The sequence below is a fragment of the Allobosea sp. BH3 genome (assembly GCF_025499465.1).
Classification (GTDB): Bacteria; Pseudomonadota; Alphaproteobacteria; order Rhizobiales; family Beijerinckiaceae; genus Allobosea.
The window spans coordinates 201828-220470 of record NZ_JAIMCA010000006.1 but is presented as its reverse complement, the minus strand read 5'-3'; the positions used below and the strand labels follow the sequence as shown (position 1 = coordinate 220470).

Sequence of the window (18643 nt, the reverse complement as noted above, 5' to 3'; positions counted from 1 at the left end):
ATGCCCGCGCTCAGCCGCTGCGGCGGACGTTCCAGAAGATCGGCGTGGGCCACGGAACGAAGCCCGTAAGGTCGGCACGCGCCGCCGTCGCGAAATAGTACTGGCCCAGCGGAATAAACGGCACGTTCTCAAAGGCGAGGGCCTGCATCCTGCGGGCGATCTGCTTCTGGGCGGCAAGGTCCGGCGCATCGATCCAGGCGTCGCGCAGCTTCTCCATGTCCGGGTCGGTCGGCCAGCCGAACCAGCCGGCCTTGCCGGTGCCGCGCAGCGGCAAGTGCACGGCCGGGTCCATCACGGAAAGCCCCGTATAGGAGGTGCAGAACATCGACCAGCCGCCTTTTTCGACGGGCTCCTGGCTGGAGCGGCGCTGCACCAGCGTGCCCCAATCGGTTGTGACATGGTCGACATTGATGCCGATGCGCTCAAGCGTCGCCGCCATCACTGGCGCGAAGGCGCCGAGCACCGCTTGGTCGCCCGGCGCCATCAGCACCGCACGCTCGCCCTTGTAGCCGCTCTCGGCCACCATCTTCTTCGCCAGAGCGATATCCGCCTTGAAGAGGCCGATGCCCTCGTCATTGTCCATGGGCAGGCCCTTGGTGAAGACGCCGACGCCGGAGGCGAAGAGATCGGGCTCGTTGTTGAAGGCGGCCTGCATGAACTCCTTCTGGTCGACCGCGGTCAGCACTGCCTGCAACAGCTTGCGGTTATTGAAGGGCGGATGCAGGTGGTTGATCGCCGCCATGCCGATGGCGCCGATGCGGTCGTTACGCAGCACCCGGGTCGCCGGGTTGCCGCGCAGGATCGGCAGCAGATCCGGCAGCGGGCTCTCCAGCCAGTCGGCCTCGCCCGTCTGCAGCGCCGCGGCGGCCGAGGCGGGATCGGGCATGACGATCCATTCGACCCGGTCGAAATGTGCAATGCGCGCGCCGGCCAGCAGGCTCGTCTCGTCCTGGCGCGGCACATAGCGCTCGTGCCGGACATAGGCCGCGCCGGCGCCGGGCTTCCATTCGTCGCGCAGGAAGCGGTAGGGGCCGGAGCCGACATATTCGGAGATCTGCTTGAACGGGTCCGTCTTCGCGATGCGCTCCGGCATGATGAAGCAGTAATCGGCGAGCGCGTTCAGCATCAGTCCGAAGGGCCTCTTCAGCCTGACCGTGAAGACCTTGTCGCCCTCGGTGGTGAGTTCCGCGCCGAAGCTCATCATGAGCTGGCCGAGCGGCCGGCGCTTCGCCCAGCGCTGGATCGAGGTGACGAGGTCGATCGAGCGCACCGGCTCGCCGTCATGGAAGACGAGCCCGTCGCGCAGGGTGAAGCGCCAGGTCAGCTTGTCGTCGGAGAGCTCGTGGCCCGCCACCATCTGCGGCCTCGGCAGGTAGTTGGCATCGAGCGCATAAGGCGTATCCCAGACCATGAAGCCGTGGTTGTAGGCGACGGTCGTCGTGGTCCAGATCGGATCCGGATTGGCGAGATCGGCCTGGGGGATGAACTTCAGGACGCGCTGGCGGCTCTGCGAAAGCGCCGGGCGGGCGATGGCGGTCGCGGCAGCGGCGGCGAGGAAATCACGGCGTCTCATCACGAAGCCTCCCTGATACGGAGCGGATAAAGGGTGGGTGGGGCGAGGCGGAACGGAAAGCGGTTGATCTCGAGCGCCGCGGGACCGGGCGCATCGATGTCGATCATGGTCGGACAGATCGAGGTGAAGGCGGCGCGGAAATGGTTCTTGGCCTTGGCGCAGAGCAATGCGACCTGCGCGAAGTCGACGCCGTGGAGCGCATAGAAGGCCGGGTCATGCGCCGAGCCGCAGGCGGTGGTGACGATGACGCTGACCTGCCCGATGCCGATCACGGCCGTCGGGCCGAGCGACATCGGCAGGCCGCGCATCATTGGGCCGCTGTTGACGTAGTGGCCATCCGTGAGCTTGAGCACCGTCCCCGAGAAGGGCACCGGCGGGCCGAAATCGGTGCTGATCCGGCCGCCGAGCGTGCCGCTGATCGCAGCGCTCTCGCCTGTCGCGATGCAGCGCTCGACCAGTGCCGGATCGGCGAAGAATGCGAAGACGGTCGGCACCTGTGGGGCTACTTCCAGCAGGGCGCGCAGCATCTCCGGCGTATCGCCGATGCCGCCGGAAAGCGGGTTGTCGCCGGAATCGATCACTGCGACGGGCTGCGATTCCGGCCCGAGCCTGAGTGCCTGGGCGATACCGGCCGCCGCATCGGGCAGCGCGATATAAAAGCGGTCGAGCCGCCTGCGGGTCTCTTCGACGATGCGTTCGGCGGCGCGCTTCGCCAGCTCCCGGTCGCCATCGGCATAGACCAGCGCGCCGGCACCCGCGACGACCGTGTCGCCATAGGAGAAGCCGCCGAAGGGCGAGGCGTCGAGGATGCGCGGATCGAATTCGAGGCCGCGCGCGAAGGCTTCGAGCTCCGCCATCGGCCCCTCCGCCGTGCGCATGTTGATGCTGGGCAGGATCGCGTCGAGCTTGGCGATGTAGCCGACGGGGCGGACCTCGCCCTTCACCGTGCGGTCGAGCACGTCGAGCACGCGCTCGGCGGTCTCCTTCATGTCGATATGCGGGTGCTCCTTGAACCCGGCGGCGAAGGTGACGAGATCGGCAATGCGCGGGTCGAGATTGGCGTGCAGGTCGAAGCTGACGCCGAAGGGCATGTCCGGCCCGATCGCCTCGCGCACGCGGCGGACGACCTCGTAATCGGCGAGGTCCATGCCCTCGACCACCATCGCCCCGTGCAGCGAGAGGAAGACCGCATCCCATTCGCCCTGGGTCAGGTCGGCTAAGATCTCGTCGAGGATCGTGTCGTAGGCCTCGCGGGTGACAGGGCCGGCAGGCGTCGCGCCGGTCATGCGCAGGAAGGTGCCGCGCCACTCTGGATGCGCGTCGAGGAACGCGACCGCGCCGCCGCCCTCTGTCGTGGTGCCGCGGTAGACGGCCTCGGCCTCCTGGCCCTGATACCATTCTCGCCGGAACTCCGAGAGCCCGGTCGTCACCGGCGAGAAGGAATTGCCTTCATGCGAGAACCGGGCAACGGCGAGGCGAGGCATCAGCGATAACCTTCAGGAAGCGAGAGCCAGATCGACCGCTTCGCCGAGAATCTCGACGATCCGGTCGATCTCTTCGGCCGTGACGATGTAGGGCGGGGCGAGCAGAACATGGTCGCCGCGGACTCCGTCGACCGTGCCGCCGGAGGGGTAGCAGGCGAGGCCGAGATCGAAGGCGACCTGCTTGACCCGTTCGTTGAGCTTGAGCGCCGGGTCGAAGGGCTCCTTGGCCGAGCGGTCCGAGACGAGCTCGATCGCCTGGATCAGGCCGCGGCCGCGGATGTCCCCGACATGGGGGTGGTTGCCGAAGCGGGCATTGAGCCGCTGCGAGAGCCGCTCGCCCATCGCCTGGACCCGGTCCAGCAGGCCTTCCGCCGCGATAGTCCGCTGCACGGCGAGCGCTGCTGCGCAGGCGACCGGGTGGTTCATATAGGTGTGACCATGCCAGAGCCGGCCGCTGCCGGCGCGGATCGCTGCCATGATCGGTTCGCGCATCAGCACAGCGGCAATCGGCTGGTAGCCGCCGCCCAGCCCTTTGGCGACGGTCTGGAGATCCGGGCTCGCACCGTCCTGCTCCCAGGCGTGTATCGTCCCGGTCCGGCCCATGCCGCACATCACCTCGTCGAGGATGAGCAGCGCGCCATGCCGGTCGCAGAGGCGACGGACCATGGCGAGATAGCCGGGAGGCGCCGGCATGGCGCCCGCGGTCGCGCCGATCACCGTCTCGGCGACGAAACCGGCGACATTGGCAGGGCCGAGGCGCTGGAACTCGGCCTCTAACTCGGCTTCGAGGCTATCGACGAAATCGGCCTCGCTGGTTCCGGCAGGGCGGCGATAGGCGTTCGGCGCGGAGACATGGCTGAAGCTTTCGGGCAGCAGCGGCGCATAGGGGGCGCGGCGGCCCGCATTGCCGCCCGCCGCCAAGGCGCCCAACGTATTGCCGTGATAGCTCTGGCGCCGCGCGATGAAGTGCGTCCGGCCGGGCTGCCCGGTCTCCAGGAAATACTGGCGCGCCAGCTTGAAAGCGCCCTCGCAAGCCTCCGAACCCGAAGAGACGAAATAGGCATGGCTTAGCCCGCCCGGCTCGTGGCCGACGAGACAATCAGCCAGCTCTTCCGCCGGCGCGCTACTGAAGGCGCCGCTATGAGCATAGGCGAGCTTGCCGACCTGCTCGCGGATCGCCGCGACGACCGCAGGATGGCCATGACCGAGGCAGGAGACGGCTGCGCCGCCGGCGGCGTCGATGATCGCGCGTCCGTCGGCGGTGCGAATGAGGATGCCGCTGCTCTCGGCAGCGACGGGCGGCGGCGAGGCCGGCGAACGGTGGAGCAGTCGTGTCATCGCCGTGGCCCGGTTTCGAGATAGGGCGTATGCGCCGCGATGCGCGCCTCGGTGCGGCGCAACTGCTCGCGCCCGGCGTCGCCAGCGCGGGAATAGAGCGTCGCGGCGAGCGCCTGCACCAGCGAAACGCAGCCCGTGAGCGAAGGGAAGAAGCCGCTCGAATCCGTACCGAAGGTGAGCACCACCGCGGCGCCCTCGGCGACTGGCGCATCGGGGCGATCGACGATGGCGACGACCTTCGCGCCGGCATCGGCCGCAGCCTCCGCGCAGAGCAGGCCGTCGCGCGAATAGGGATCGAAACCGAAGAGCACCAGCGCATCGCCGGCCTTGAGCCCGCCGAGCTCGACATCGAGCACGCCGCCTACGCCGCCCATCAGCGCGATGTCCGGGCGGAACAGCCGATACTGGTAGTGAAACAGCAGCGCCGGGGCGTGGCAGCTGCGGAAGCCGGCGACGAGAACGCGCGGCGCCGCCTCCAGCACGCTTGCGGCCTGCTCGATCCGGGCGGTGTCGAGATTGTCGAGGATAGCCCGATCCGCCGCGATCATAGCGCTCGCGAGCGGCTCCGTGCCCCCTTCCGGCAAAGGCCGGACGGAGAAGGGCCGCCGCGCGCCGAGGTCGTCGCGAGCATCGGCGATCAGACCGGCACGCAATTCCTCCCAGCCAGGAAGGCCCAGAGACTGGGCCAGCCGGGTAAACGTTGCAGGTGGAAGGCCCGCGGCCCGCGCCAGCCCGCGCATCGGCATCGTCGCCGCCTCGAAGCTGCGCCCGATCACGAAGCGCGCCGCATCGGCCTGCTGCGGCGGCAGGCGGCGCAGCGCGGCGGTGAGAAGGGCAACGGTGTCTTGAGTCCTGGAACGCATGACTTCTCGTGCGAGAATTAACGAAACGAATGTTTCACAGCGAAGCGCCACAAGTCAATGGGCTGCCGTCGGCCGCGAACGAGGTACGCCGAACCCGACCACTGGCCTGCTGTTTGAGGCGCTGAGAGTTAAGCTGCCGACCTATGGAGACGGACACGACAAGCGTCGGCTTCCGCAGGTGGCTCAATGTCCGCTAATGGCGCAGCACTGCCTCGAGGTTTCAGCATCGGCTTCCGTCCGAGCCGGGTGGGAAGCGGGCGTTCGCCGGCCCCTCCTCGATCGGCTAGATAGCGCCTTAGGCGCCGAAGCACGACGGATCAGTCGCTGGCCCGGAGGCGACGCTTGCCTGGAAGCTGGCATCGAATGTTCTCAGATTCGATTTCGTTTCCAATCAAGGCTCGCATGGCCTATACCCTTGGGCAGCTTCTCGCTATTGCCTGTTCCGGATCGAAACGCCTGCATGCCGGCGTTTGCTAGGTCAAGCGTCAAGTATTGCTGAGAAAAAACTCCATTTGAATGGATCGGCAGGCGAGACAAATTCGATAAATTTGGCTCGGATTGGCCCTGGTAACTGCGACTACCAAGATTTCCCCTACGAAATAATTAAATTCAACAAAATGTTGGAGGGAAACATGTCGCCTGGAAACGAGATAGGTGAATTTTCGTCAATTCAAAACTCCCTATGGCGGACAATTTGCGGCTGGCGCGGGCGAACACGCGCGATGTTATTCGGATCGGCTGCGCTGATATCGTTCGCTGCATCTGACAATCTGTCGGCGCAAACCCCGACGCCACAGCCCGCTCAGCAACGACCCAACATCGTCGTCATAATGGGCGACGACATCGGCATCTGGAACATCGGCGCCTATCACCGCGGCATGATGGCGGGCCGCACGCCGAATCTCGACAAATTGGCCGCCGAAGGCATGCTCTTCACCGATTACTATGCCGAGGCCAGCTGCACGGCAGGCCGCGCCAACTTCATCACCGGCGAGCTGCCGATCCGCACCGGAATGACGACGGTTGGCCAAGCGGGCGCCCCCACTGGCCTGCCGGCGCAGGCGGTGACGATCGCCACGGCGCTCAAGAACATGGGCTACGCCACCGGTCAGTTCGGCAAGAACCATCTCGGCGACAAGAACGAGTTCCTGCCGACGGTGCACGGGTTCGACGAGTTCTTCGGCTATCTCTACCATCTCGATGCGATGGAAGACCCCTGCCATCCCAACTATCCGCAGGATCTCAGGTCACAGGTCGGCCCGCGCAACATGGTCCATTCGCTGGCGGCCAACGTCGAGGACACTACGGTGGATCCGCGCTGGGGCAAGGTCGGCAAGCAGACGATCCGTGACGCCGGAGAGCTCTGCCCGCAGCGCATGCAGACGGTGGACGACGAGATCCGCGACCTATCCTTCAAGTTCCTGGACAAGGCCAAGGCGGACAACAAGCCGTTCTTTCTTTGGCTCAATCCGACCCGCATGCACATCGTCACGCATCTCTCGCCGAAGTATCAGGCGATGCGCAATTCGAAGAATGGCTGGTCCATCCATGAGGCGGGGATGGCGCAGCTTGACGATGATATCGGCCTGGTGATGCAGAAGCTCAAGGATATGGGCGTCGACGACAACACCATCGTCGTGTTCACCACCGACAACGGCACCGAGGTCTTCACCTGGCCCGACGGCGGGCAGACGCCGTTCGCGCAGAGCAAGGGCACGGTCATGGAAGGCGGTTTCCGCGCGCCGGCTATGATCCGCTGGCCCGGCAGGGTGCCGGCGGGCAAGGTCGAGAACGGCCTGATCTCCGGCCTCGACTGGTTCCCGACGTTCCTGGCCGCCGCCGGCAATCCCAACATTGCCGAAGAGCTGAAGAAGGGTAAGCAGATCGGCGACCGCACCTACAAGGTCTATCTCGACGGCTACAACCAGATGGACCTGATCACCGGCAAGGGCCCGTCGAGCCGGAACGAGATCTGGTATTTCGGCGAGAGCTCGCTGGGCGCGGTTCGTATCGGCGACTACAAATATCGCTTTCTCGACCAGCCTGGCGGCTGGCTTGGCGACAAGACCAAGGCGGACGTACCCTATCTGACCAATCTTCGGCTCGACCCGTTCGAACGCACAGGCTGGCCCGAAAACGGGACAAAGACCGGCTCGCAGAATTACTTCAGCTGGTTCCAATATGAGTTCTGGCGCTTCGTGTTCGTCCAGCAGCAGGTCGAGAAGCTTGCCATGACCGCGATCGAGTTCCCGCCGATGCAGCGCGGCGCGAGCTTCAACCTCGATGCCGTCAAGGCCCAGATCGAGGCTGCAAGGGCGATGGCCAAATAAACTCGCCTTCGACATGGCGCGGCGGCTGGTTTGCTCGCCGCCGCGCAGGATAGCCGTAGCTGCAAACCTGTCATGCTCAACATCGGCGGAGGCCGACATGAAGAGTTCCGTCATCATAGGCTACGTGCTTGCGGCCGGGCTGGCTCTGTCGGCCTGTCAGACGCCGCAATCAAGGCAGGCAGAGCTCGCCCGGATCTGCGCCGATCCTTCCAATCGGCAAGTCGGCAGCTTTTCCTATGGCGAATGCCAATCGCTTTATCCGCTGACCAACAAGCAACGCCAGCAAGACTATTTCACCGGGTCTCCCATGGCAGATTGAGAGTCCCGCGGAAACGTCTGGAGAGAGCATGCCATCCACGATGGGCATATCTCGTCCTGGACCGAGCGCATCTATGGGATACCGCCAGAACAGGTCCTGGGCTCCTCGATCAAGACAAGGTTCGAGATGCGCGACGGCAGACCAACCCTCTTCCTTGGCGCCGGCCCAACCGGCTTTCTCAATGCAACCATTGGAAACACCTCACGCAACGCACTGACGGCTAAGCGAGCGCGAGTTCGCTCGCGACCTCCGCGATCAGCGATCGCAGCCAGCGATGGGCGGGGTCGTTGCGGTAGCGAACATGCCAGGCCATTTCGACCGGGAAGGTGCCGAGATCGACCGGAGAGGGCACGATCTTGAGGCGCTTGTCGCCCGCAAGATGCCGGCAGATTTGCTTCGGCAGCGTGCTGCAATAATCGGTGACCGCAATGAGCTCAGGTATCGCGAGGAAATGCGTGACCGAGACTGCGACCTCGCGTTTCAAGCCCTGCCGTTCGAGAGCCTGGAACAGCCCGGCGCGCAAGCGTCCGGGCGGCTGCATGTTGACGTGTCGCAACCTCTCGTATTGCTCACGCGACATCGTCGAGGCCACCTCGGGATGGTCGGCTCTCACGATGCAGGCAAGACCATCATCCATCAGATGCTGCACGACCAGGCTGTCCGGGGGATCCACGATGCGGCCGAGCACCATGGCCGTGTCGCCCGAGACCACCCCGGTTTCGACGACATCGCTGCCATAGGGTGTCAGGCGCAACCGGATGCCTGGGGCGACTGAGCGCAGCCGCGCCACTATCGCCGGCACCAGCACGAACTCGACATAGCTGTTGGGCGCGATCGTGATCAGCCGCTCGGCCTGGGCCGGATCGAACTCCTGTTGCCCGACCACGATGTCGTCGACGGTTGCCAGCGCCGCGGCGATGGTCGGCGCGAGTTCCAGCGCCAGCGCCGTCGGCTGTATGCCGTAGCGCTCGCGGATGAAGAGCGGATCACGCATCACCGCGCGCAGCCGGGTGAGTGCGTTGGACAGGGCTGGCTGGGTGATGCCGAGCCGCTGCGCGGCACGGGTGACGCTGCGCTCCTCCATTAGGACGACGAAGACCGGCAGCAGGTTCAGATCATAGCGCATGAGTTATAATCTCATATGAATATCTAAAATAATAGAAATAAACTTCTGGAATATGTTCCGGGAGCTCATGTTGGGGGCGTCCAAGAGGACGCCAACCAATTCAGGAGATCGTCATGAGCAAGGGCAAGGTTCTAGTCGTCGGGTCGAACGCCACGCGGATCGAAATTCAGGGTGGCAGCACCGGTGCTACCGGCCAGTATCTGAACGAAACGGTGGTCCCCGCGATGGCGGTGATCGCCGCCGGCTACGAGGTCGTGCTCGCCACGCCGAACGGGACAAAGCCGCATATCGACGAGGTTTCGGATGCCGCCCAGCATTTCGAGGGTGACGAAGCCGCCTGGCGCCGCGCCCAGGCGTTCTATGCGAACGATCCCTCGATGAACCAGGTGCGCACGCTGCGCTCGGTGATCGAGGAGGGGCTCGACAATTATGCCGGCGTATTCGTGCCCGGCGGACAGGCCCCGGTCGTGGATCTGATGCAGGACCAGGAGCTGGGCGAAATCCTGCGCCACTTCCACGAACGCGCCAAGCCGACCGCGCTACTCTGCCACGGACCGATCGCGGTGGTCTCGGCGATGCCGCATGCCCGTGAATTCCGCGCCGCGCTGATCGCCGGCGCGCCGGAGAAGGCGGCCGAATGGGCAAAGGGCTGGCAGTACGCCGGCTATCGCATGACTGTGTTCTCGGCCACCGAGGAAAAGGTTGTCGAGGACCACATCCTGCATGCCAAGATGTATTTCAACATGCCGGATGCGCTGCTTTCTGCCGGCGGCGACGTGACCACGACCAGCGCTGATTTCGAGCCGAATGTGATCGAGGATCGCGAGCTCATCACCGGCCAGAACCCGCGTTCGGACCATCCGCTCGCCGCACGCTTCGTCGCGGCGCTCGACCGCGCGGCGGCCGCATGAGCCTGAGAAAGACGGGCGGACTGCTGGTGGCGAGACACCGGCCGGCGGTTCGCACCTCGGGACGGGAGATATCGATGACCACTGCGGTGAAGATCATGGCGACGCTAACGGCGCACGCGGACAAGGCCGAGGAGTTGAAAGAACTCCTCTTCGAACTCGCCTTAAGCAGCCGCAAGGAGCCCGGAAATCTGCGCTGGGACACCTGGCGCGACCAGGCTGAGCCGGCGCGCTTCGTCCTCGACGAGCTCTACAGGGACAATGATGCCGTCGCCGCGCACCGAGCCACGGCCCATTTCAAGGCCTATCTCGCGCGCATCGGCGATCTCGCCGACCGCAATGCGCTTGTCCTCGACGCCGTCCGCGTCGCCTGAGGACAGCAAACGAAAGATTGAGCCTCGCTGAGGCGCCACCCGCATCGCAAAATCCACAAGGATCAGAACCATGGCACTCAAGGATATCCTGCCGAGCAAGCTCGGCTTTGGTGCCGCGCCACTCGGCAACATGTTCCGCGACATTCCGGAACAGGAGGCGCGCGCGACGGTCGATGCCGCCTGGAATGATGGCATCCGCTATTTCGACAACGCCCCCTTTTACGGAGCCGGGCTCGCCGAGATCCGCATGGGCGAGGCGCTCTCGGCCAGGCCGCGTGACCAATACGTCATCTCGACCAAGGTTGGCCGGGTCATTCTCGACGAGGTCGAGGATGTCAGCGCCCGAGACCTTGGCGAAAAGGGCGACGTCTTCAAACACGGTCGCCCGAATAAGATCGTGAACGACTACTCGGCCGATGCGACCCTGCGTTCGATCGAGGACAGCCTGAAGCGCCTGAAGACCGATCGCGTCGAGATCGCCTGGGTGCACGACGTCGCGCAGGACTTCTATGGCGACGAATGGCTCTCGGTGTTCGAGACCGCCCGCAAGGGAGCTTTCAAGGCGCTCGACCGGCTGCGCGACGAGGGGGTGATCAAGGCCTGGGGCCTCGGGGTCAACCGCGTCGAACCGATCGAACTCCTGCTCGCGCTCGACGAGCCACGCCCCGATGGCTTCCTGCTCGCCGGCCGCTACACGCTGCTCGACCACAGCCGCGCATTGCAGCGCGTGATGCCAATGGTCGCGGAGCGTGGCCTCGGCATCGTCGTCGGCGGCCCCTACAGCTCTGGTGCGCTGGTCGGCGGGCCGAATTTCGAGTACGCGCCGATGACACCTGCAATCCGCGACAAGGTCGCGCGGATCAAGGCGCTCGCCGACCGCCACGGCATCAGCATGAAGGCCGCCGGCCTCCAGTTCTCGCTCGCCAATCCGGCTGTCGCAGCCGTGATCCCGGGCGCCAGCCAGCCCAGCCGCATCGCGGAAGACCGGGCCGCGCTCGAAGAAGTCATTCCAGGGGATTTCTGGCGGGAGCTGCGCGCGGCTGATCTCATCGACCCAATAGCGCCATTGCCCTGAGTTCGATCAGACAAGGCGGGAAGACCGGCGTCTTCGACGTTGGTCCCCGCCGAGCTCGGATGTCTGCCGTGCGGCAATCGTGCAATGTCCGCTCCTGGCCCCGGGCTGACGGAGAACCGTCAGCGCTTCAACGGCCCGGCTTGGGGCCTTCTCAGCGAGGAAGCGGATAGACGACCCGGACCTTACGCTCGGCGCGAGTGGGCGCGGCGCCATCGTCGACCGCCACGGGCGTGACCTGCGGAGCTGCCGATAGGGCCGCCGGCCCACTCGCCTTGCTGAGCCGCTCGCCCAGTTCCAACCCCGCCACCTCCTTGATAACGCCTGTCTCTGCCAGGGCTGGGGCGCCGAGAGAAGGCAGAACCAGAAGCGCGAGCGGGGCAAGAATGAGAGGCTTAATCATGGCGGTCCCTCCAAGCAGACAACGCTCACAACCGTCATTCCTTGCACCGGTTCCATGGAGAGCTTTCAGACGGCGGGAAACTTTCTGATTTCCTCAAGTGTCCGCGGCATTCCCAGTTGTCTGCCTACCGTGAGCGGCGACCGGAAGGTGATGCAGCGCTCCCGCCGTTCCGCTAACGGGCGGGAACGGCTCCTTTAGCCGATGTGGAAAGTCCGCTTCTGGGCAAGACGCCAACTTCTGCAAATGGCGCGAATCGGAAACGCGTTGCTCCATGAACGATGGGAACCTCGCGTCAGCAAAGGGATTTGCGAGCGGGAAGGGATGTTGGGGTGATTGTTGGGGCTTCGAACGCCCGCAACGTCTGATTTTTCAACAAAATCAAACGCTTATAGGAGGTAAAGTGGCGGAGACGGAGGGATTCGAACCCTCGATACCCTTGTGGGGTATGCTCATTTAGCAAACGAGTGCCTTCAGCCTCTCGGCCACGTCTCCGGCGAGAGGCTCTATGCCCGATTGCTGCGCCCTTTGACAAGCCTCACCGGCAACTTCCTTCTCGAACGCCTGTGCATGTCCGTGACACATCGGGTAGAGCGCTCCCGTGGTAAGGCAGGGGGCGAGAGTGTGAAGAAGAGGTGGAGAGCCTCACGCATCGCAACGGCGTCCTGCGCCGGCTTGCCTTGCCTCGCTTTGCCCCAACCACTAAATTGAGCCTGTCCGTTGGGGTGCCTGAGGGCTGAGAGGTGCGTTTCGCGCCAACCCATCGAACCTGATCCGGGTCATGCCGGCGAAGGGAACGGTCCTTGGCTCGCAGATTTGCTGCTCGTGCCGTTGGCCGTCGCCTTCCCGGCCAGCGAGGGAACGGCATGGCGACACAAGCCAGCCTCTACCAAAATCTCGACGTCGCGGTGATCGGCGCCGGCGTGGTCGGGCTCGCCTGCGCCACGGAACTCATGGCGCGCGGAGCCCGGGTCGTCGTCCATGAGCGCGGCCCGCGAATCGGCGCCGAGGCCTGCTCCTGGTACGCCGGCGGCATGCTCGCGCCCTGGTGCGAGGGCGAGAGCGCCGAGGAGCCGGTGATCCGGCTGGGGCAGGAGGCGGCGGGCTGGTGGGAGCGCCACGCCGGCTGCGTCCTGCGGCAGGGGACGCTCGTGGTTGCGCCGAGCCGCGATCGTTCGGAACTGACTCGCTTCGGCCGCCGCACGAGCCATTTCGAGGAGATCGACGGGCAGGCCATCGCCGCGCTGGAGCCCGATCTGGCGGATCGCTTCTCGCGCGGGCTGTTCTTTGCCGGTGAGGCGCATCTCGATCCGCGCGAGGCGATTGCTGCGCTGGCAGAGCGGCTCGTCTCCGACGGTGCGGCCATCCATTTCGGCAGTGCCGCCGAGCCCGCCGATCTCAAGGCCGACATCGTGCTCGATTGCCGGGGGCTAGCCGCGCGCGATCTCCTGCCGGATCTACGCGGCGTCAAGGGTGAGATGCTGTTGCTGAAGAGCGATGAGATCAGCCTGTCGCGTCCTGTCAGGCTGCTGCATCCGCGCATTCCGCTCTATATCGTGCCGCGGGCGGATGGGCTCTTCATGGTCGGCGCCACCATGATCGAGAGCGGCGACCGCCGCCGCATCTCGGCGCGCTCGATGCTGGAACTGCTCGGAGCGGCCTATGCGCTGCATCCCGCCTTCGGCGAGGCGGAGATCGTCGAGATCGGCACCGATGCCCGCCCGGCCTTTCCCGACAACCTGCCGCGCCTCGTCCGTCGCGGCCGGGTGCTCCATGTCAACGGGCTCTACCGCCACGGCTTCCTGCTCAGCCCCGCCATGGCGCGGATGGCGGCCGATGCCGCGTTGAACCCGCAATCCCGTTCGGAGATGTTGCATGACCTTGCTGCTTAACGGCGCGCCGCAGGAGATCGCGGGCAGGACGCTGGCCGAGGCGCTGGCCGAGTTGGGTTTTAGCGGCCGCATCGTCGCGACCGCGCTCAACGGCGATTTCGTCCCGGCCCGTAAGCGCGCCGAGACGCCCCTGAACGATGGCGACCGCATCGAGGTCGTCTCGCCGATGCAGGGAGGCTGAGATGGCGTCCTTCTACGGCTTCGAGCCGGGCAATCCGCTTTTCCTCGGCACGGCGCAATACCCGTCGCCGGCGATCCTGACCGATGCGGTGAAGCGCTCCGGCGCCGAGGTCGTCACCGTCTCGCTGCGCCGAGAATCGGCCGGGGAGGGGGCGGGGCAGGCTTTCTGGGGGCTGATCCGCGAGCTCGGTGTCCGGGTGCTGCCCAACACGGCGGGCTGCCACACGGTGAAGGAGGCCGTGACCACCGCTCAAATGGCGCGGGAGGTTTTCGGCACGGATTGGATCAAGCTCGAGGTCATCGGCGAGGACGACACTCTCCAGCCGGATGTCGTCGGGTTGATCGAGGCGGCCCGCATCCTGTCCGACGATGGCTTCCAGGTCTTTCCCTATACGACTGAGGATATCGTCGTCGCCGGCCGGCTCGTCGATGCGGGCTGCGAGGTACTGATGCCCTGGGGCGCGCCGATCGGGTCGGGCAGGGGGCTCAACAACCCCTACGGGCTGCGCACGCTGCGCCGGCATTTCCCCGACATTCCGCTCGTCGTCGATGCCGGCATCGGCCTGCCCTCCCACGCCGCCCAGGCGATGGAACTGGGGTATGACGGCATCCTGCTCAACACCGCCGTCGCCAAGGCCGGCGATCCGGCTGCGATGGCGGAAGCCTTCGCGCTCGCCATCCGCGCCGGCCGGCTAGCCCTCGAGGCACAGCCGATCGAGGCGCGCGACATGGCGGCTCCCTCCACCCCCGTCATGGGCAAGGCTTTCCTGGCATGAGTGAAGTTTCCGGCATGAAGCTCGATCCGTTCTACCCGATCTTCGACAGCGCCGACTGGATCGCGCGCATGCTTCCGCTCGGCATGAAGCTGGTGCAGTTGCGCGTGAAAGACAGGCTCGAAACCGAAGTCGCCCGCGAGATCGCGACGGCGAAGAAACTCTGCGCCGAGGGCGGCTGCGTGCTCGTCGTCAACGACTACTGGAAGCTCGCGATCGAGGAGGGCTGCGAATGGCTGCATCTCGGCCAGGAGGATCTCGACACCGCCGATCTCGCAGCAATCCGCAAGGCGGGCTTGAAGCTGGGCGTCAGCAGCCATGACGAGGCGGAACTGGAGCGCGTGCTGGCGATTGAGCCGGACTATGTCGCGCTCGGACCGGTCTATCCGACCATCCTGAAGCAGATGCGCTTCGGGCCGCAGGGGCTGGAGCGCGTCGGCGAATGGAAGCGCCGCATCGGTGATCTGCCACTGGTGGGCATCGGCGGCATCTCGCTGGAGCGGGCGCCGGGCGTCTTCGAGGCCGGAGCCGACATCGTCGCGGCGGTGACGGACATCACGCTGAATACCGATCCCGAGGGGCGGTTGAAGGCGTGGGTCGCAGCGACGCGGAAACACGCGGCCTGACATGCGTCATTCTCGGGCTTGACCCGAGAATCTCATGACCAGAAGTCGCTGGTTTCCGAGATGGTCGGGTCAAGCCCGACCATGACGGCAGGATCGATCAGCTCTCCGCCTCCGCCGACATCGCGTGGCCGTCGACATGGCCGAGGCTGCGCTCGGGGTCGAGCCGGTCTCGCACGCGCTGCTTCAGCACCTTGGAATCCGGGAAGCCGCCATCGGTCTTGCGGTCCCAGATCAGCTCGCCGTCATAGGTGATCTGGAAGATGCCGCCGGTGCGCGGGATTAGCGCGACTTCGCCAAGATCCTGCCCGAAGGTCGAGAGCAACTCCTGCCCGAGCCAGGCCGAGCGAAGCATCCAGTTGCACATCGAGCAATAGGTGATGGCGATGCGCGGGGCGGGCTTGGTTGTCGTCATAAGGGCCATCGTCGAAAGAGAATGTCACCTCGACATCCTCCTTTGGCGGCCGCGATGCAAGCCCTCGAGCGCATGGCCGGCCAGCGCTTGAGGGCTTCTAACTCTTTGATTGGAATAAATTAAATCAGCTGCTTATGCTTCGTCGATGTAGCGCCGGCGCAGATGCGCCTTGAAGACTGAGGCATCGAGCGGCCGGCCCGTCGCCTCGGTCAGCAGAGCGTCGGTGGAGAGCAGCGAGCCCCTGCCGTGGATATGGGCGCGCAGCCAGCCGACCAGCGGGCTGAAATCGCCCTTGCCGATGCCGGGCAGGATGCCGGGCTCGGCTCTGCAGGCGGCGTCGAAGATCTGGGCGGCGGTCATGGCGCCGAGCGTATAGGTCGGGAAATAGCCCCAGCCGCCAGAGGGCCAGTGAATGTCCTGCAGGCAGCCGACGCGGTCGTCTGGCACGGTGAGGCCGAGCAGCGCCTTCATGCCCTCGTTCCAGGAGGCGGGCAGCTCCGCCAACGGCATCTCGTCGGCGATCAGCGCCTTTTCGAGCCGATAGCGCAGGATGACATGGGCGGGATAGGTCACCTCGTCGGCATCGACGCGGATAAAGCCGGGCGCGACGCGGGTGTAGCGGTGCCACATCGCCTCGGCTTCCCAGGCGGGGCCGTTCCCTTCAAAACTCTCCCGCATCAGCGGCGCGGCGAAAGTCAGGAAGGGCCGGGAGCGGCAGGCCTGCATCTCCATCAGCAGGGACTGGCTCTCATGCAGGCTCATGCCGCGCGCCGCGCCGACCGGCTGGCTGAGATAGCCCTGCGGCCGGCCCTGCTCGTAGAGCGCATGGCCGGTCTCGTGCAGCACGCCCATCAGCGCCTTGGTGAAGTCCGTCTCGTCATAGCGCGTGGTGATGCGCACGTCGTTGTCGCTGCCGCCGCAGAAAGGATGGGTCGAGACGTCGAGCCGCCCCCGCTCGAAATCGTAGCCCAGCGCCGCCATCAGCCTGAGGCCGAGCGCGCGCTGCGTCTCGACCGCAAACGGGCCTTCCAGAGCGGCGGAGGCCGGCCGGCGCGCCTGCACCGCCATGGCCTCCTGCGTGAAGCCGGGCAAGAAGTTCGCCAGATCGTCGAAGAGCGCGTCGATCTTCGCGGAGCTGCCGTCCGGCTCGTAGTCGTTGAGCAGTGCGTCATAAGGCGAGAGCCCGAGCTTTTCGCCCTTGGCCTTGCCGATCTGGCGCTGCAGGTTCAGCACCTCGGCGAGATAGGGCAGGAGCCCGGTGAAATCGGCCTCGGCCCGCGCCTGTCGCCAGCGCATCTCGCAGGCCGAGATCGCCTTGCTCGACGCCTCGACCAGATCGGCCGGAAGCGCAGTGTCGACGGTCCAGACCCGCCTGATCTCGCGGAGATTGGCCTTCTCCCAATCATCGAGGTCGCTGTCGCCGTCAGCCTCTCCCAGCCAGTCGCCGATGCGGGCGTCGGTCGCCATGCCATGGCGCAGCACGCGCAACAGCGCCATGCTCTCCGCCCGCGTCTCCGCCGCGCCGTTCGGCATCATCGTGTCGCTGTCCCATTGCAGGATGCCGACCGCGTTGGAGAGCGCGGCGATGCGGCCGAAATGGGCGGCGAGATCGGAATAGGCGGTCATGGCTTCTTTCGGATGTGGATTCGCGGGCAACGCTAGCTGACGCGTCATTCCGGGCAAGCGGGTTTAGCCGCACTTGCCCGGAATGACGGTTGCGTCGCTCAGGCGAAAAGCTTGGAATACTGCCGCGGCTGCGAGCGCAGATACTGGTTCGGCGCCTTGACGCTGGCGCCGAGATGGGCGGCTGCGTGCCACGGCCAGCGCGGGTTGTAGAGGATGCCGCGCGCGATCCCGACGAAATCCGCTTCGCCGGTGCCGATGATGGCTTCCGCCTGCTCCGGCTCGGTGATGAGCCCGACTGCGATGGTGGTGATGCCGGTCGCCTCCTTCACGGCGCGCGCCAGCGGCACCTGGTAGTTCGGGCCGAGCGGGATCTTCTGCTTGGCCGAGAGCCCGCCACCCGAGACATGCATGAAATCGGCGCCACGCGCCTTGGCCGCATGCGAGAAGGCGATGCTCTGCTCGAGATCCCAGCCGCCCTCGACCCAGTCGGTCCCGGAGATGCGGAAGCCCACGGGATAGCCCGCTGGTACCGCCGCGCGCACCGCGTCGAGCACGGCGAGGGGGAAGCGCATGCGGTTCTCCAGAGAGCCACCGTACTCGTCATCCCGCTTGTTCGAGACGGGCGAGAGGAACTGGTGCATCAGGTAGCCATGCGCGCCATGGAGCTCGATGGCCGCGAAGCCTGCCCGGACAGCGCGCCTGGCCGAATCCGCGAAGGCGTCGACCAACCGGGCGATATCGTCCTTGGTCAGGGCGCGCGGTGGGTTCGGGTAGCTCTCGAATCCGACCGGGGAGGGGGCATGGACCTGCCAGCCGCCCTCGGCCGGGGCGAGCTGCCCGCCGCCCTTCCAGGGCTGGTCGACCGAGGCCTTGCGTCCGGCATGGGCGAGCTGGATCGCGATCGGCATGTCGGACCAGCGCTGCGTGGAGGCCAGCACCTTGCCGAGCGCGGCCTCCGTCTCATCCGACCAGAGACCGAGATCATAGGGGCTGATGCGCCCATCCGGCTCGACGGCGGTCGCCTCGATGATGAGCAGGCCGGCGCCGGAGAGGGCGAGATGCCCGAGATGGATGGTGTGCCAGTCTGAGGCGACGCCGTCCTGGGCGGAATACTGGCACATCGGCGCGATGACGATGCGGTTGGCGAGCGTGAGGCCGCCGAGCTGATGGGGGCTGAAAAGCTGGCTCATGTCGGTGAGGACCTTGGGAGGGACGTGTTTTCGGCGCGCACTGTAAGAGCGCAGCCGCGCCGCTGGCCAGTGGCATGCACGCAGGCTCGCTCCTCCATGTGTGCAGATACACCTCGCGAATTTGTGCGGATGCGAGATTGCGACGCGAAAACGCCGT

The 18643-nt window shown here is 65.8% G+C and carries 18 protein-coding genes, 1 tRNA gene and 1 riboswitch; of the genes, 9 read left to right on the top strand and 10 right to left on the bottom strand.

The features are described 5' to 3' along the window. Positions 1 to 10 precede the first annotated feature (10 nt). The 4 genes from BoBH3_RS20740 to BoBH3_RS20725 are packed head-to-tail and all read right to left on the bottom strand — an operon-like array spanning position 11 to position 5258. Entirely contained in the window at positions 11 to 1573 is a 1563-nt protein-coding gene (locus BoBH3_RS20740; protein WP_262332759.1) for an ABC transporter substrate-binding protein, read from the bottom strand. After that, positions 1573 to 3057 carry a M81 family metallopeptidase gene (locus tag BoBH3_RS20735; RefSeq protein WP_262332758.1) on the bottom strand — a complete coding sequence of 495 codons (1485 nt, stop codon included), beginning with the start codon at positions 3055 to 3057 and terminating at the stop codon, positions 1573 to 1575. Before BoBH3_RS20735 ends, BoBH3_RS20740 begins: the two co-directional genes overlap by 1 nt. A gap of 12 nt (positions 3058 to 3069) precedes the next feature. After that, entirely contained in the window at positions 3070 to 4395 is a 1326-nt protein-coding gene (locus tag BoBH3_RS20730; protein WP_262332757.1) for an aspartate aminotransferase family protein, read from the bottom strand. Further along, positions 4392 to 5258: a MurR/RpiR family transcriptional regulator gene (locus BoBH3_RS20725; protein WP_262332756.1), complete on the bottom strand. Its 867-nt coding sequence runs from the start codon at positions 5256 to 5258 to the stop codon at positions 4392 to 4394. The genes BoBH3_RS20730 and BoBH3_RS20725 overlap by 4 nt, the downstream gene beginning before the upstream one ends. A 722-nt stretch (positions 5259 to 5980) precedes the next feature. Here BoBH3_RS20725 and BoBH3_RS20720 point away from each other — a divergent pair. Next, positions 5981 to 7588 carry an arylsulfatase gene (locus BoBH3_RS20720; protein WP_262333064.1) on the top strand — a complete coding sequence of 536 codons (1608 nt, stop codon included), beginning with the start codon at positions 5981 to 5983 and terminating at the stop codon, positions 7586 to 7588. Positions 7589 to 7685: 97 nt separating this feature from the next. Then, on the top strand, positions 7686 to 7907 hold the full coding sequence (locus BoBH3_RS20715; RefSeq protein ID WP_262332755.1) for a hypothetical protein: 222 nt from the start codon (positions 7686 to 7688) through the stop codon (positions 7905 to 7907). Between the two features lie 220 nt (positions 7908 to 8127). On the opposite strand, the gene BoBH3_RS20710 is transcribed toward BoBH3_RS20715, so the two are convergent. After that, positions 8128 to 9033 carry a LysR family transcriptional regulator gene (locus BoBH3_RS20710; RefSeq protein WP_262332754.1) on the bottom strand — a complete coding sequence of 302 codons (906 nt, stop codon included), beginning with the start codon at positions 9031 to 9033 and terminating at the stop codon, positions 8128 to 8130. Between the two features lie 113 nt (positions 9034 to 9146). Between BoBH3_RS20710 and BoBH3_RS20705 the strand changes: the two genes are divergently transcribed. The 3 genes from BoBH3_RS20705 (at position 9147) to BoBH3_RS20695 (ending at position 11390) form a co-directional block, all read left to right on the top strand. Beyond that, positions 9147 to 9944 carry a type 1 glutamine amidotransferase domain-containing protein gene (locus BoBH3_RS20705; protein ID WP_262332753.1) on the top strand — a complete coding sequence of 266 codons (798 nt, stop codon included), beginning with the start codon at positions 9147 to 9149 and terminating at the stop codon, positions 9942 to 9944. A 74-nt stretch (positions 9945 to 10018) separates the two neighbouring features. Continuing rightward, positions 10019 to 10315, top strand: a complete 297-nt coding sequence (locus BoBH3_RS20700; RefSeq protein ID WP_262332752.1) for a putative quinol monooxygenase — start codon at positions 10019 to 10021, stop codon at positions 10313 to 10315. Positions 10316 to 10385: 70 nt separating this feature from the next. After that, a complete protein-coding gene (locus tag BoBH3_RS20695; protein ID WP_262332751.1) occupies positions 10386 to 11390 on the top strand; it encodes an aldo/keto reductase in 1005 nt (334 codons plus the stop codon). Positions 11391 to 11541: 151 nt separating this feature from the next. On the opposite strand, the gene BoBH3_RS20690 is transcribed toward BoBH3_RS20695, so the two are convergent. Both BoBH3_RS20690 and BoBH3_RS20685 read right to left on the bottom strand, forming a co-directional pair. Then, positions 11542 to 11790 carry a hypothetical protein gene (locus tag BoBH3_RS20690; protein ID WP_262332750.1) on the bottom strand — a complete coding sequence of 83 codons (249 nt, stop codon included), beginning with the start codon at positions 11788 to 11790 and terminating at the stop codon, positions 11542 to 11544. Between the two features lie 401 nt (positions 11791 to 12191). Continuing rightward, a tRNA-Ser gene (locus BoBH3_RS20685) sits at positions 12192 to 12282 on the bottom strand. Between the two features lie 216 nt (positions 12283 to 12498). Then, positions 12499 to 12600, top strand: a riboswitch (TPP riboswitch). A gap of 53 nt (positions 12601 to 12653) precedes the next feature. On the opposite strand from BoBH3_RS20685, the gene thiO reads away from it, so the two are divergent. The 4 genes from thiO to BoBH3_RS20665 are packed head-to-tail and all read left to right on the top strand — an operon-like array spanning position 12654 to position 15258. Next, positions 12654 to 13679, top strand: coding sequence for a glycine oxidase ThiO (gene thiO / locus BoBH3_RS20680; protein ID WP_262332749.1), 1026 nt, complete (start codon positions 12654 to 12656; stop codon positions 13677 to 13679). Further along, entirely contained in the window at positions 13663 to 13860 is a 198-nt protein-coding gene (gene thiS / locus BoBH3_RS20675; RefSeq protein ID WP_262332748.1) for a sulfur carrier protein ThiS, read from the top strand. The genes thiO and thiS overlap by 17 nt, the downstream gene beginning before the upstream one ends. A 1-nt stretch (position 13861) precedes the next feature. Then, the gene (locus tag BoBH3_RS20670; RefSeq protein ID WP_262332747.1) at positions 13862 to 14635 is read left to right on the top strand and encodes a thiazole synthase; all 774 of its coding nucleotides are present in this window, start codon (positions 13862 to 13864) and stop codon (positions 14633 to 14635) included. Positions 14636 to 14649: 14 nt separating this feature from the next. Then, positions 14650 to 15258, top strand: coding sequence for a thiamine phosphate synthase (locus BoBH3_RS20665; protein ID WP_262333063.1), 609 nt, complete (start codon positions 14650 to 14652; stop codon positions 15256 to 15258). 97 nt (positions 15259 to 15355) lie between these two features. On the opposite strand, the gene BoBH3_RS20660 is transcribed toward BoBH3_RS20665, so the two are convergent. From BoBH3_RS20660 to BoBH3_RS20650, 3 genes are all read right to left on the bottom strand, one after another. After that, entirely contained in the window at positions 15356 to 15670 is a 315-nt protein-coding gene (locus tag BoBH3_RS20660; protein ID WP_262332746.1) for an Rdx family protein, read from the bottom strand. Between the two features lie 132 nt (positions 15671 to 15802). Further along, a complete protein-coding gene (locus tag BoBH3_RS20655) occupies positions 15803 to 17296 on the bottom strand; it encodes a carboxypeptidase M32 (RefSeq protein ID WP_262332745.1) in 1494 nt (497 codons plus the stop codon). 98 nt (positions 17297 to 17394) lie between these two features. Beyond that, positions 17395 to 18486: an NADH:flavin oxidoreductase/NADH oxidase gene (locus BoBH3_RS20650; RefSeq protein ID WP_262332744.1), complete on the bottom strand. Its 1092-nt coding sequence runs from the start codon at positions 18484 to 18486 to the stop codon at positions 17395 to 17397. Positions 18487 to 18643: the final 157 nt, after the last annotated feature.

Excerpts from the sequence above, each read along its gene's own strand:
- BoBH3_RS20740 (WP_262332759.1), bottom strand. The coding sequence starts at position 1,573 with ATGAGACGCCGTGATTTCCTCGCCGCCGCTGCCGCGACCGCCATCGCC.
- BoBH3_RS20650 (WP_262332744.1), bottom strand. The coding sequence starts at position 18,486 with ATGAGCCAGCTTTTCAGCCCCCATCAGCTCGGCGGCCTCACGCTCGCC.
- BoBH3_RS20695 (WP_262332751.1), top strand. The coding sequence starts at position 10,386 with ATGGCACTCAAGGATATCCTGCCGAGCAAGCTCGGCTTTGGTGCCGCG.
- BoBH3_RS20710 (WP_262332754.1), bottom strand. The coding sequence starts at position 9,033 with ATGCGCTATGATCTGAACCTGCTGCCGGTCTTCGTCGTCCTAATGGAG.
- BoBH3_RS20735 (WP_262332758.1), bottom strand. The coding sequence starts at position 3,057 with ATGCCTCGCCTCGCCGTTGCCCGGTTCTCGCATGAAGGCAATTCCTTC.
- BoBH3_RS20690 (WP_262332750.1), bottom strand. The coding sequence starts at position 11,790 with ATGATTAAGCCTCTCATTCTTGCCCCGCTCGCGCTTCTGGTTCTGCCT.
- thiO (WP_262332749.1), top strand. The coding sequence starts at position 12,654 with ATGGCGACACAAGCCAGCCTCTACCAAAATCTCGACGTCGCGGTGATC.
- BoBH3_RS20720 (WP_262333064.1), top strand. The coding sequence starts at position 5,981 with ATGTTATTCGGATCGGCTGCGCTGATATCGTTCGCTGCATCTGACAAT.
- BoBH3_RS20715 (WP_262332755.1), top strand. The coding sequence starts at position 7,686 with ATGAAGAGTTCCGTCATCATAGGCTACGTGCTTGCGGCCGGGCTGGCT.
- BoBH3_RS20655 (WP_262332745.1), bottom strand. The coding sequence starts at position 17,296 with ATGACCGCCTATTCCGATCTCGCCGCCCATTTCGGCCGCATCGCCGCG.
- BoBH3_RS20660 (WP_262332746.1), bottom strand. The coding sequence starts at position 15,670 with ATGACGACAACCAAGCCCGCCCCGCGCATCGCCATCACCTATTGCTCG.
- BoBH3_RS20665 (WP_262333063.1), top strand. The coding sequence starts at position 14,650 with ATGAAGCTCGATCCGTTCTACCCGATCTTCGACAGCGCCGACTGGATC.
- BoBH3_RS20705 (WP_262332753.1), top strand. The coding sequence starts at position 9,147 with ATGAGCAAGGGCAAGGTTCTAGTCGTCGGGTCGAACGCCACGCGGATC.
- thiS (WP_262332748.1), top strand. The coding sequence starts at position 13,663 with ATGACCTTGCTGCTTAACGGCGCGCCGCAGGAGATCGCGGGCAGGACG.
- BoBH3_RS20730 (WP_262332757.1), bottom strand. The coding sequence starts at position 4,395 with ATGACACGACTGCTCCACCGTTCGCCGGCCTCGCCGCCGCCCGTCGCT.
- BoBH3_RS20700 (WP_262332752.1), top strand. The coding sequence starts at position 10,019 with ATGACCACTGCGGTGAAGATCATGGCGACGCTAACGGCGCACGCGGAC.
- BoBH3_RS20725 (WP_262332756.1), bottom strand. The coding sequence starts at position 5,258 with ATGCGTTCCAGGACTCAAGACACCGTTGCCCTTCTCACCGCCGCGCTG.
- BoBH3_RS20670 (WP_262332747.1), top strand. The coding sequence starts at position 13,862 with ATGGCGTCCTTCTACGGCTTCGAGCCGGGCAATCCGCTTTTCCTCGGC.